The sequence below is a fragment of the uncultured Helicobacter sp. genome, from assembly GCF_937906905.1.
Taxonomy (GTDB): Bacteria; Campylobacterota; Campylobacteria; order Campylobacterales; family Helicobacteraceae; genus Helicobacter_B.
The window spans coordinates 99,582-112,392 of record NZ_CALERY010000027.1; the positions used below are offsets into that span (position 1 = coordinate 99,582).

At 44.8% G+C, this 12,811-nt stretch carries 14 protein-coding genes; 6 read left to right on the forward strand and 8 right to left on the reverse strand.

Going from position 1 to position 12,811, the window contains the following annotated elements:
- The first annotated feature begins 4 nt into the window (after nucleotides 1–4).
- Both Q0171_RS07210 and Q0171_RS07215 read left to right on the forward strand, forming a co-directional pair.
- Complete coding sequence (locus Q0171_RS07210) at nucleotides 5–823, forward strand: SAM-dependent methyltransferase (protein WP_299328301.1); 819 nt, start codon at nucleotides 5–7, stop codon at nucleotides 821–823.
- Complete coding sequence (locus Q0171_RS07215) at nucleotides 780–1,688, forward strand: bifunctional riboflavin kinase/FAD synthetase (RefSeq protein WP_299328304.1); 909 nt, start codon at nucleotides 780–782, stop codon at nucleotides 1,686–1,688. The genes Q0171_RS07210 and Q0171_RS07215 overlap by 44 nt, the downstream gene beginning before the upstream one ends.
- Nucleotides 1,689–1,726: 38 nt before the next feature.
- Here Q0171_RS07215 and Q0171_RS07220 read toward each other — a convergent pair whose 3' ends face one another.
- From Q0171_RS07220 to Q0171_RS07260, 8 genes are all read right to left on the reverse strand, one after another.
- On the reverse strand, nucleotides 1,727–2,068 hold the full coding sequence (locus tag Q0171_RS07220) for a hypothetical protein (RefSeq protein WP_299328306.1): 342 nt from the start codon (nucleotides 2,066–2,068) through the stop codon (nucleotides 1,727–1,729).
- A gap of 269 nt (nucleotides 2,069–2,337) precedes the next feature.
- Nucleotides 2,338–3,348, reverse strand: coding sequence for a c-type cytochrome (locus Q0171_RS07225; protein WP_317279171.1), 1,011 nt, complete (start codon nucleotides 3,346–3,348; stop codon nucleotides 2,338–2,340).
- Nucleotides 3,345–4,628, reverse strand: coding sequence for a cytochrome bc complex cytochrome b subunit (locus tag Q0171_RS07235; protein ID WP_299328309.1), 1,284 nt, complete (start codon nucleotides 4,626–4,628; stop codon nucleotides 3,345–3,347). The genes Q0171_RS07225 and Q0171_RS07235 overlap by 4 nt, the downstream gene beginning before the upstream one ends.
- 9 nt (nucleotides 4,629–4,637) lie before the next feature.
- A complete protein-coding gene (locus Q0171_RS07240; protein WP_299328311.1) occupies nucleotides 4,638–5,141 on the reverse strand; it encodes a Rieske 2Fe-2S domain-containing protein in 504 nt (167 codons plus the stop codon).
- A gap of 173 nt (nucleotides 5,142–5,314) precedes the next feature.
- Complete coding sequence (locus tag Q0171_RS07245) at nucleotides 5,315–7,489, reverse strand: alkaline phosphatase family protein (protein WP_299328314.1); 2,175 nt, start codon at nucleotides 7,487–7,489, stop codon at nucleotides 5,315–5,317.
- 234 nt (nucleotides 7,490–7,723) lie between these two features.
- The gene (locus Q0171_RS07250) at nucleotides 7,724–8,812 is read right to left on the reverse strand and encodes an NAD(P)-dependent alcohol dehydrogenase (RefSeq protein ID WP_299328316.1); all 1,089 of its coding nucleotides are present in this window, start codon (nucleotides 8,810–8,812) and stop codon (nucleotides 7,724–7,726) included.
- Between the two features lie 162 nt (nucleotides 8,813–8,974).
- Nucleotides 8,975–9,376 carry a GtrA family protein gene (locus Q0171_RS07255; RefSeq protein ID WP_299328319.1) on the reverse strand — a complete coding sequence of 134 codons (402 nt, stop codon included), beginning with the start codon at nucleotides 9,374–9,376 and terminating at the stop codon, nucleotides 8,975–8,977.
- A gap of 32 nt (nucleotides 9,377–9,408) precedes the next feature.
- Nucleotides 9,409–10,035, reverse strand: coding sequence for a non-canonical purine NTP pyrophosphatase (locus Q0171_RS07260; RefSeq protein ID WP_299328322.1), 627 nt, complete (start codon nucleotides 10,033–10,035; stop codon nucleotides 9,409–9,411).
- 120 nt (nucleotides 10,036–10,155) lie between these two features.
- Here Q0171_RS07260 and Q0171_RS07265 point away from each other — a divergent pair, with 120 nt between their 5' ends.
- From Q0171_RS07265 to Q0171_RS07280, 4 genes are all read left to right on the forward strand, one after another.
- The gene (locus Q0171_RS07265) at nucleotides 10,156–11,490 is read left to right on the forward strand and encodes an MFS transporter (protein WP_299328325.1); all 1,335 of its coding nucleotides are present in this window, start codon (nucleotides 10,156–10,158) and stop codon (nucleotides 11,488–11,490) included.
- Nucleotides 11,487–12,290: an ATP-binding protein gene (locus Q0171_RS07270; protein WP_299328328.1), complete on the forward strand. Its 804-nt coding sequence runs from the start codon at nucleotides 11,487–11,489 to the stop codon at nucleotides 12,288–12,290. The genes Q0171_RS07265 and Q0171_RS07270 overlap by 4 nt, the downstream gene beginning before the upstream one ends.
- 53 nt (nucleotides 12,291–12,343) lie before the next feature.
- Nucleotides 12,344–12,538, forward strand: a complete 195-nt coding sequence (locus tag Q0171_RS07275; RefSeq protein ID WP_299328331.1) for a hypothetical protein — start codon at nucleotides 12,344–12,346, stop codon at nucleotides 12,536–12,538.
- Nucleotides 12,450–12,811, forward strand: a 362-nt coding sequence (locus Q0171_RS07280) for a hypothetical protein (protein ID WP_299328333.1), incomplete at its 3' end; no start/stop codon positions are given. The genes Q0171_RS07275 and Q0171_RS07280, both read left to right, overlap by 89 nt.

The window sequence follows — 12,811 nt, forward strand, 5'->3', positions numbered from 1 at the left end:
ATCTATGCGGCTTGATAGATTGCTTGTAGTGCTGGGGGAGTTTGACTCTAGGCAGAAAGCACAGGAGGCGATAAAAGCAGGCAAGGTCGCTATCAACGACACCATAGTGCAAAAGCCAGCATACGAGATTGATGAAACATTAGCAGCCAAAATACTAGAATCCGCGCGAGAATCCAATAATGCTAATGCCCTGGCTTTAGGGTTGGAATCTAAGCTAGATTCCAACATGCCCAGAATCACTATCATAGATAGAGGGTTTGTCTCGCGTGCAGGCAAGAAACTACAGGGTTTCTTGGAAACATGTGCCAAAAATGCGATACCCACAAGCTGGCAGAGCGCGATTGATGTAGGTGCAGCGCGAGGAGGATTTAGCCAAGTGCTACTGACTCATGGAGTGCGGCGTGTTTGCTGTGTCGATGTGGGGAGTGGGCAACTGCATACAAGCATAGCTACTGACCCGCGTGTGGAAGTGTTTGAGCGCTGTGATATACGAGATTTTGTGCGCAGGTATGCTAGGCGTTTTGATGTGGCGGTGTGTGATGTGAGTTTTATTAGCATTGGGTGTATCATCGATGATTTATGCAGGTTAAGCGATGAGCTTATCGTGCTTTTTAAGCCGCAGTTTGAAGTGGGCAGAGGGATTAAACGAAGCAAGAGAGGGGTGGTGCAAGATAGCGGTGCGATTGATAGCTCTATGCAAGAAGTCATAGTGATGATAGAAAATCGTGGATTTTGCGTGCGTTTGGTGGCAGAATCTAGCGTGAAAGGAAAGGAAGGAAATGCAGAGTTTTTCATCTATGCTTGCAGAGAATCTTGCTCCTAAGCAGATTACAAGTCTGGCGATTGGGAAGTTTGATGGGATACACTTAGGGCATAGGAAATTGCTAGAGCTGCTAGGAGATCGTGGCGCGGTGCTAATCATCGATAAAGCGATTGAGCAGAATCTAATTAGCCACAATCCAAGCGTGCAAAATCAAGGCTTCCTTACTTCGCTGCAAGATCGGCTTGATCGCTTGCCAAATGCCTATGTCGTGGAGTTTGCAAGCGTGGCGCATATGAGCGGGGAGGAGTTTGTCGCTACGCTGCTAGAATCCCTGCCAAGCCTAGAGACAATCATTGTGGGCTATGATTTTCGCTTTGGCAGGGATCGGCTCTGTGGGGCGGACGATTTGCGGCGCTTATGTGAGATTAGGCAAAGTAGCCAAGAGCGAGCGATAGAGGCGATTGTTGTCCCTAAAGTATGCTATGGCGAGATTCCATTGCACGCAAGCGTGATTAAAGACTTTATAAAACACGGAGATATTGCTGTGGCAAATGCAATGCTAGGGTGGTGTTATAGTGTATCTGGTGAAGTGGTGCGTGGGCAGGGGATAGCGAGCAAGGAGCTTTTTCCCACGATAAATATCCGCGCTCAAGGCTATGTTTTGCCAGCAAGTGGTGTGTATGCTACGCGTGTAGATGGGAAAATGGCAGTGAGCTTCTTTGGGCATCGTGTTAGCACAGATGGGGAATATGCAATAGAGAGCCATATTATTGATAGTGAGATTACACAGGTGCCAGAGCGACTAACGATACAGATGTATAAAAAAATCCGCGAAAATCGCCGCTTTGACTCACTCCAAGAGCTTAAGGCTCAAATAGAGTGTGATATTAAGCAGGCACGGGAGATTTTGGAGCAAAGATTATAACCAGCAACAATCTTTTCTGCTTGATTGTGTGGTATCTCTCAAGAAGCATTTTTTGTGCGAAACCAAATATAGAGAATCCCAAGCACCCCAACAGGAATTGCAAAAGAAAATATCATACCTTTGATAAAAAATTTGATAATAAGCATAGTCCAGAGTGGCAAAAATACCGCAGTGCCTCCCATAAGCATATCGCACATTTCGTCCCAAACAAGTGTGGCAAATGGGAAGAATAAAAGATTGATCGTCAAGATAATAATGAGTGGTATTGGAATATCTGGCAAAAGAAACACACAAGCTGCCCAAAAACAAATACCAAAAATATAGTTTCTAATCAAAAAGCTAGGCGTGAGCGATGAAAAGATATGTTTGATAAACTGCATAAGAACCCTTTCGTGTCAAAATTAGACAGGCATTCTAATCAAAAAAAAAAAAAAACAGCTTAAAGCAAGCAAGATTTTTGAAATATACAGGATATTTTGATTGCGTGGATTGGGCAATTGTGCTTGTGGGATTGTTTTGCGATTTATGTTTTTGAGCTTACTAGATTCTAGCGTGGATATTTAGGTGCATTGTAGCTTGGTGGCAAACAAGCATTTGTCTTGGTGTGTAGGTTTGTGTTAGAGGCTCGCTGCAGATGCAGCGAGCTATATTAGTGGAGATCGCTCCAAATTTTGCGCTTCCATAGGTATGCAATAATTGTCATAACAAAGAAGAATATAATAATCTTAAAGCCAAGCGCGTTTCGCTCGTGTTTTTTGCTATCTCCCACAGAATCCAAATATGCCACAATCTGCTTTTCAGCTTGCTCTGTAACACCAACTCTAGGCATAGCAGTATTTGGCAGTAGTCTTTGAGGATCATTGATAAAATTGCTTAGATAATGCTCTCCACGAGATCGAATCATCATAGAGAGATCCGGGACTTTTGTCCCAAGGTATCGCTTAAGATCTTGTGGATCACTTGTGCTTGCAAGATTATCGTAGCTTACACTATGACAGCGAGCACACGCTTGCTCAAACACCTGCTTGTCATTTAGAGATTTTGGCGCAATTGATGCGAAGTATGCAATAATATCTGCAATTTCCTGATCGCTAAGATATGAGTAGGGTGGCATAGGGTAGGCAAGTCCATCTTTATGCCAAAGTTTTGATGCCAACACCGGATCTTTTAAGAAGTGTGCCAAGTAGGTGTGGTCAAATACAGCAGCAATATTGGACAAGTCTGGAGGGGTTACACCATAAGCAGCAGATACATCAGCATTGCTTTGTCCGCTAGAGCGAGCGAGCTTTTGAGAGTCAATAGTATGGCAGGCGAGACATTGCTCTACAAGAGCTCGTCCAGCCTGCGCATTGCCTTTACTTAGGTCTATTTCCTTCCAGAAATTTTCAATAGAAGCAAGATAGGATTGATTTTTGGCAAGCTCTTTCTCCAAACGCTCGATATTGATCGCATCATTTGCATTGCGCGCACTTTGAAGCTCTGTTTCAAGGTTTGCGATTGTAGCTTTTAGCTTTGCTACATCATCGGCATTTGCTTTAACATAGTCATATTGCGCATCGGCAACTTTGGGGTGCATAATACTATGTGCCAAAGGCTCTACACCCCAATATATTACACCCACGACAACAACTAGGATTGCTAGGATTTTTAGCTCTCTCATTTTGCACCTCCTATATTGCCACATTGCCCACAGCAGTTAGCCTTTTTACGCTCGTTAATTGTGATAAGCGGAAGCGCGACAAAGATTAGGAATAAAAATGCGATAGAAGCTACAAAGCCAATGTAGGTGTTAATACCCTCTGGCGGTAGCTTGCCATACACGGTAAGCACGATAAGCACAACTATAAGCGACCAGAACCACACAAAGTATCCTTTGCGCTGATGGGCTGGGCGCACAACAGGGCTTCTATCAAGCCAAGGGAGGAGCAAAAATACTACTTGTGCCACACCAAATGCTACAAGACCAATGTCAGCAGCCTTAATTGGTCCCACATCAAAGAAAAAGCCGCGCAACACTTCATAGCTCCATAGGAAATACCACTCTGGGTAGATGTGTGGTGGAGTTTTAAGAGAATCTGCTGGATCGAAATTCACTGGATCCATAGCAAAGTCAAAGTGGTAGCATACAAGGTAGAAAAATAGTGCCATAAATGCACAAACTACAAAAATGTCTTTAGACATAAATACGGGCCAGAATGGGATCACTTTAGCGTCTTTTTTCTTACCTTCTTGGTATTTTTTCGCCTCTGCTTCAAAATCGATTTCTTCACCATCTTGATTATTGACGTGTGGGAAGCGGAGAGAATAAAAGTGGAATGCGATAAGCAGCATAATCACAACAGGCAACAAAACAACATGGAGCATAAAAAATCGTGTCAAGGTCGCATCGGCTACAATGTAATTCCCACGGATCCACTCAACCACATCATCACCGATGAGCGGAATCCCACCAAAAAGGTTGGTGATAACCGTTGCTGCCCAGTAGCTCATCTGCCCCCAAGGAAGCATATAGCCACTAAATGCCTCTGCAGAAAACACGACAAAAAGCAGCATACCGCCAATCCACACCATCTCACGCCCTTTTTTATACGAGCCATAATAGATAGCTACAAACATATGGATATAAATAATCACAAACACCATACTTGCAGCCACCGCGTGGATATGTCGCCACAGCCAGCCATAATCAGCCTCTTGCATAATCGTGTAATTCACACTATAAAATGCCATATTGACATCAGGCTTGTAATACATTAGCAAAAATAGCCCACTTACTACAAGCAGTGTAAATAGTGTAAGAAGCAGCACACCCATAGCCCAAAGAAAATTGATATTCTTTGGAATCCAATATTCCGTCATCATCACTTGGAGAAACTTTTTCACCCCAAGCCGTTGATCAAGCCAATCAACAAGCCCATCTGCTTTTTTTATCTCTGCCATTTTCTCTCCTTATGCCAGTGCGGTCATTTTGTTGTATTCTTCCCCAGCCTCACCCAGCGTTAGAGTCATACCCTCTACCTTGAAAGGTGGTATGTCAAATGGGCGTGGAGGTGGCGTGCCTTCGACATTGATACCATCGATAGTGAATTTACCGCCGTGGCACGGACAGAGAAATTCTTTTTCACTTGGTTTGTATAGCGGGATACAGCCCAAATGCGTGCAAACCTGCAAGCCAAGCGTATAGACATTATCGCCAATCTTAAAATCTCGGCGATCATCAAACCCATCACCACTAGATTTTCTTATGATAAATACCGGCTTTCCACGCCACTCCACTTGGGCAAATTCTCCTTCTTGCAAACTGCCTAGATCAACTGTCGTAAATCCAGCAGAAACAACACTTGGCAGCGGGTCCCAAGTCTTTTTCATAGCGATTAGGGAGGCGATACCGCCGACAGCGGCGACGCCACCAAGCGTCAAGCCTAAGAAATCGCGTCTTTTGACTTCAGCCATACTCTCTCCTTTTGACTTTATTGAAACACCGATTGTAACGCTAAACACTTAAATATTACTTTAATTTTTGGTTAAATATTTTTAAACAAATGCGACCAAATACCGCATATCAGGGAAGTCCAGATTTGTATCATGGGCGACTACCCATGTGAGATTCTTATGAGTGATAGCGCTTATTTGCTAGCAGTTTGGATTCTCCACGCGATAGCATAGGCAAAAAGCTCATTATACAGCTCCATAAAGTCTTTTTTATCGTGCAGGGCGAAGCTTGTATCACGAGAATATGTGAAGTCTTTTAGCCATTTGGTAAATTGTGTTTTAGATTCTGGGGCTTGGGGATTTTGCCACATATATCCTACGCTTGCGTGGATTGGGTAGATTCCTTGTTTATCAATCCATACAGATTGGTTGTAGCCAAAGGCATATTTCTCATCATCTACTTTGGCAAGCATATTGCGCCCGCCCAAACTCATATAAGTGGTATTTGGTAGGCTAAGGGCATAGAGAGTTGGGAATATATCTTTGTGTGAGCCTATGCGATCTGGATCATAGGTGAGATGTGTTTGATAGGCTTGTGGCACATAAAGATAGAAAGGCACGCTATGGTGCAAGGCTTTGTCTGTCGTGGGGTTGATCTCAAAATTACGCAGGCGATGATCGCCAGTGGCACTTATGATAGTGTTTTTAGCGAGATGAGATTGCTTAATCTTGTCCAAAAACTCTCCAAAAGAGTGATTGGCATATTGATAGAGTGTTATGGGGATTTCGAGCTTTGTTTTGGTTTGCCTTGGAAATTTAGCCAGTAAATCATCGGGCAAGGAGATGGGCTTTGGGGTATAGGTGTGGGGGAGTATAAGTGGTGGGTGATTGCTGGTTGTGAGTATTGCGATAAATGTAGGTTTTTGCGCATTATCTAGAATCTCATAAGCGATTTTGTAGATATATTCATCTGGCACGCCCCATCCATTTAGGTCTTGCTTACTCTCTGGGTATTTCTCCATAATGCTAACAGCATCATAAAATCTATGCGCCCCTTGAGTTTTGATATACTCACCCAGATCAAGCCACGCACCATAGCCAGAAGTGATGAAAACAACATCATAGCCAGCATCTGCATAGATTGCAAAAGGATTATATGGCAGTTTTAGTGATTTGTATGTGCTGATTGAGATTTGCATTGGAGCGTCAAAAAACAATGCCGAAGTCGATGGTCCCGTCCCATCTGCTGCGCTTAAAAACCGATAAAACACAAAGTCATCTTCAAAATGCTTGCGTAAAGCCCCAAGCAAGTCATTTGTGTCCTTATCATCATAGATGAGCGTATTTGTCCCAAAGCTTTCCATAAGATTGACAACAATATGCGGCGGATTTTCGCGTAAAAAGCTAGAATCTGGGGTGGCATGAAAAAGAGGGAATAGCTGCTTTTGCAAGCTCTCACCCCTAAGTATGTCTGGCTTGCTAATTACTGCGCTATGGCGGTAGTTTTTCCACGCCCAGTCAAATGCGATGATGGGGTTTGTAGCAATGTGGTTAAAAATAGGTATCGGCGAGATGTGGTGGTTGTCTTCTTTGAGCGGAAATGTCCCCAAGGACCCTCTAGCGGCGATAAAAATCACAGCAATTGCGCAAATATGAGTAAATGCGTAGATAAGAAAATTGGTCTTGCTAAAAGCTATTTGCATTTGCTTGGCGATATGTTGGTGGGCTATGGGGAATCTATAAATGGTGAGCGTGATATACCCACATAGCAAAGATGCCAAAACACCCCAAATAACAGGATAATCCTGCCACATAACAGATAAAATCGCTAGTGTATCATCATCTTTGAGTCCAAAGATAAAAAGATCGATTTTGCTGCCATAAGTTTGGAAATAATAAAAATTTACAAAGGCTGCTGCCATAAACACAAGCCCAAGCAAAAAGGCATAGAGATGAAATACCGCGCTACTACAAGTAGTGAAAAATGTGCATAAAAAGGCAAATGCCCTAGAGAGCCTTAGCCCCTTTTGCCCCCGCTCCCACTTAATTGATAGCTTTGAAGCCAGAGTAAGCAGCAGCGTTATGCTATAAGCGATTAGTTTAAAGCCTATAAAAATAAGCATCGCAATCCCTATCGTGCGCATATCGAGCCTAAAACCCATAAGCCACATCGCATAAAAATCCTTCGACCACCATAGCTCATTTGGGATATAGTGTGCGACCATAATGCCCCTAGCACAAGTGCAAAGGACAAGCAGCAGTAGGGTAAAAAGCACAGTTTGTAAAAGCGTGGTGTAGTGTAATGCGCCACCAAGGCTATCGCGCATTTGGCGCGCGTTTAGCGATGTGGCTGGTTGTGATTGTGGCATACATATCCTTTAGTGATTTTGTGTGGGATTATAGCGCACTTCATGGCGTGTTTTCGTAGTCTGGGTGTTTGAAGTAGCAAGGGCATTTTGGATTCTGGGTTATTTGTGGTTATTTTTTTAGATTAGTGTTTTAGAAGCTAGGCGTTTTTGGAGAGCCAAAGCGCCCAGATCGCTTTTGTCTCTCACAAATGCAGGACGCTCTCCAACATTACACCACCCCAACCTTTAAGCTCCTTAATGCAAGCTCCCCATATCAATCACATAGCGGAATTTTGCCCTACCATTTGTGAGACTCTCATACGCACTATTTATCTCATCAACTCCAATAATTTCAGTCTCGGGGTAGATGTTGTGTTTGATTGAGAAATCCAGCATTTCTTGCGTCTCCTGCATACCACCAATAATACTGCCATACACTTTTTTGTTTGCGCAAAAGACTAGGCGCGTTAAATCCGTTTTTATCGTCTCATTAAGTGGGGGTAGTCCTACAATTGCCATTTCGCCGCCGTGTTTTAGGAGATTGACATATTGCATTGGATCATAGCCTGTGGGAATGGTAGAGATGATGAAGTCAAACTTTTCTTGACATTCGCTAGGACTTGCATACAGCACCTTTGCGCCAAGATTCAATGCCGCTTCTCTCTTTCTAAAATCTCGCGCAAAAATGCTCACTTCAGCGCCCATTTGCAGTGCATATTTCAGCGCCATGACGCCAAGCCCACCAAAGCCAGCTATTGCGACTTTATGCCCCTTCCCTACGCCACTAAATTTCAGTGGGCTATAGGTGGTAATCCCCGCGCATAAAAGCGGCGCAACCTTATCGAGCGGCGCATCTTGTGGGACATTCACGGCGAACTTTTCGCTCACCACGATGTTATTTGAGTAGCCACCATAGGTGGGTGTATTCTCATGAAAGCAGTCAAGGCAATCATAGGTAAAAATCGTCTGCCCACGCTCACAAAACTGCTCCAAACTCTTTTTGCATGCCTCGCATTCGCCACAGCTATTTACCATGCAGCCCACCCCTGCATAATCGCCGACTTTGAACTTGCTTACATTTTTGCCAGTAGCCACCACGCGCCCGGCGATTTCATGCCCTGGGACCATTGGGTAGATGCCTTTTTTCCACTCGCTGCGCGCGGAGTGTATGTCGCTATGGCAGATTCCAGCATAAAGAATCTCAATAAGAATATCAGTATCTCCCATCGCATGTCGCGTGAAAGAAAAAGGCGCAAATGTATCATCTTTATGCGCTAGGGCATAGCCTTTGGCTGTGATTTTTTGCCCGCTTTGAGCTTGAGCCAGATTCTCTTGTAAAAGCATGTTTGCTCCTTTTGTGTTTGAGTTGCAAAATCTAAAACCTAGATCTAGCGAGCATTATAAGCCCTTACACCCGGTGATTGTCAAGACCTAAGCAAATAATCTTACAGACAAAGGCAGCGACACATAAAAATCCAGAAACCAAATTCCATATATGGCTAACCCTTAATGGCTAGATTTTGGTTTAAACGCCCAGATTTTGCTGATGAGATAGCCACTTATGGTATAGAACACTGCTGCGATGATTTGCGCGAGATACTCATTCACGCCAAATCCCCGATACAGCACCACCAGCACGATGAAATTCACCCCATACGCAATCCCCATCGCCACGCAAAAGCGCACGAAATCCTCTCTATGCGAGCGCTTGGAGGCAAATGTATAGCGTTTATTGAGCACATAAGAGACAATAATCCCCACACCATAGCCAATGGCGTTGGCAATCTCTGGGATAACCCCGCCCCACATCAGCACAAAAATCACCACCCAGCACACTAGTGTATTGATCCCCCCGACAATGGCATATTTCACAGCACTATTGCGCAAGAGTTTTTGCACGATATTCACAGGCAGCCTTGGATTTTGATTTGCGATAGATTCTACATAAGTGCAGCGAGATGAGCGCGCACTTGTAGCAGGGCTTTGTATCTGTGTGAGAGGCGGTTTTTGATCTCTGGAGCGACTTCTGCTAGCGTCTCTTCTAGTCCATCTGGGATAAACAACCTATCATAGCCAAAGCCGTTTTTCCCCCGCTCCTCATCGATGACCCTGCCCTCGCACTCGCCCCTAGCGACAAACTCTATCCGCTCTCCGCGCGCACCCATGCCTACAAGCGCTACACACGCCACAAATCGCGCTGGTGAGCTTGGCACGCCATGGGATCTTAGCTCTTGAATGAGTTTGTATCGGTTGGCTTCATCGGTGGCATTTTTGTCATTTTTACTCGCATAGCGCGCGCTACGAACGCCAGGCTCCCCGCCTAGCACATCGACGCAAATCCCACTATCATCAGCCAAAATAAATGTGCCATAAGGCTCGCGGGGAAGTGTGTTGAAAATCGCCTTTGCTTTTTTCAGTGCATTTTCCTCAAAGCTTTGCGCGTTTTCTTCTGGCTCAAGGCGGATATTAGCTTCTCTCTGGCTCATCACCCTGCCAAGATCCCCAAGCATGGCGCGGAATTCTTTGATTTTGCCCTCATTGTTGCTCGCGATGATAAACTGAAACATACTTCCCACTCCTAGAATCTAATAATTTAGATGATTTTTCTAGCGAAATTTTTACAATAAAGCGGCTATAATAGCGAATTTCTTCCATAAACTTCAAGTATTTATCGAAAGGACTTATTGATGTTTAAGACAATTCTCCCCCTAAGCTTCGTGGTATTTCTGCGATTTTTGGGGCTTTTTATCGTGCTTCCGGTTATTTCTTTGTATGCGACAGAGTTTGGCGAGACTTCCGCGATTTTACTAGGGCTTGCGGTGGGTGGGGCATATCTTACGCAAATCATCTTTCAAACGCCCTTTGGTATCCTAAGCGATAAAATCGATCGCAAAAAGGTCGTTATGGCAGGGCTTTTGATTTTTCTTATCGGCTCTGTTATTTGCGCATTAGCCGATAATATTTACCTGCTCATTCTTGGGCGATTTATCCAAGGAGCAGGCGCGATAGGCGGCGTGGTGAGCGCGCAGATCACCGATCTTGTGCGAGAGGAGCAGCGCACAGGAGCTATGGCGATTATGGGTGGGGGGATATTTGCTAGCTTTACGCTTGCTATGCTTATTGGTCCGCTCATCGGTGGCTATGTCGGTGTGGCGTGGCTTTTCTGGCTTACTGCTGCACTCACGCTTATTTCAATGCTTCTGCTCGCGCTCAAAGTCCCACCCACGCCCAAAATCTCCTACTCCTTTGAGCAAGCCCCGCAAAAAAGCGCGCGCAATCGCAACCTCACCATTATGAATTGCAGCTCATTTTTAGAAAAGATGTTTATGACTTTGATTTTTGTCGTAATCCCTCTGTGCTTTGTCAATGAGCTAGGAGCGCATAAAGAAGATTTATGGAAGATCTACACTCCAGCGGCACTTTGTGGGATTTTCGCCCTAGCACCTGCAAGTATTTTGGCGGAGAAATATGGCAGGGCGAAGCTCGTGCTAGGCTATGGTGTGGGGCTGTTTTTGCTCGCATATATTTTGCTTGCTATTGGTGGGGCGGAGAATTATTTATGGCTATTTGTGGCTGGGATCGTGCTGTTTTTCATAGGCTTTGCGACTTTAGAGCCTATTATGCAATCGCTCACAAGCAAGTATGCCAAAGCGCACGAGAGAGGCAGGGCATTGGGAGTCTTTACCACCTATGCGTATGCGGGGTCCTTTGCAGGGGGTGTGCTAGGCGGTGTGCTATATCATCATTTAGGGATTATGTGGATAGGGATTATTGTCGCAGTGGTTTGTGTGCTATGGCTAGGCTCTTTTGCTCTACTAGCAAGCCCCACTAAGCAGAAAAATCTCTATCTCCCCATAAGCGAGTATGATCGCAGCAAGATCTCCACCCTAGAATCCACAAATGGCATTATCGAAGTCTATACCAACGACACAGAAGGCGTGATTGTCTTAAAATACGATAGCGACATTATCGACACACAGCAAGCCCAAGAGCTAGCCAGCACCATAAAGAAGCCCCAATGACAGCCCCCATCACTCCCACCATTAGCAAAAAGATCTTAAACATCGTAGGGCGCACCAACGCGCGATACAAGCTTATCCAAGAGGGCGATAGGATTCTACTAGGGCTAAGTGGGGGTAAGGACTCTATGCTGCTTGCCACAATCCTTGCGTATATGAAGAAGCACGCGCCTTTCTCCTTTGACTTTAAGGCAGTTACGATTGACTATGGCAGGGGTGGGGAGTATGAGTATATCATCAAGTATTGTGAGCAAAACAATATCCCATATGAGCGAATCCGCACAGATATTTATAAGATTTTAGAAGAGCACAAAAGAGAGGGGACGATTTACTGCAGCTTTTGCTCTAGGATGCGCCGAGGCAGTCTCTACACACTTGCCCTTGAGGGCGGCTTTAATAAAATCGCCCTAGGACATCACTTAGATGATGCGGTGGAGAGCTTTTTTATGAACCTTAGCTTTAATGGCGCGCTGCGCTCTATGCCGCCCATTTATCGCGCACAAAATGGCTTATATGTCCTGCGCCCGATGATTTTCGTGCGCGAGCGACAGATCCGCGACTTTATCGCTCATAACAACATCTACATAGCCCCTGATTGCAACTGCCCTATAAATTGGCTCCCTGAAGATAAACGCCCAAAATCTCGCGCCAACACCAAAAAAATGCTAGAAAATCTCGAGCTTGAGAATCCACTTTTATTCAAATCGCTCAAAAATGCCTTTAGCAATCTCCACGCAAATAGCTTTAGCGATGAGCGATTTTTAGACCCACAAGACCCACAAGAAGCAAAAGCGCAATCCTAGATTCTGCTTCTGCTATAATATCGCCCCAAAGCCCATATCAAAGGACACTCCAAATGAAACCAAGCCCTACAAACTTCCCAGACAATGCCTATCACATCGTTTTTGGCTGTGATGATAACTATATAAAATACGCTAGTGTCGCTATGATGAGTATCATCTATGCTATCGAGCCAGCCTTTAGCACACCAGAATCTCTATCAAGCACTAAAAAATTGGGGGGGGGGGCAAGATACATTAACCCAAGATGAGGCAAAAGGCAAATCACTCAAATCAAATCCTAGCGCTCTAGATTCTCGCACTTCACTCCCAGCACTTCAGGCTAAAATCCACCGCTTCACTAAATATGCTAATATCAAGCCATTTTTACATGCGTTTGTAGGGCGCGCCCAAGCAGAGCAAGCTGATTTTATACAGACAGATCCCGCACTAGCTAGCACAGAGTCCCTAGATTCTAGCCAATCCCATAGCCCCAAAGCCCTAGATTCTAGCTCTCTCACCTACGCTCGCACCACTACAACCCA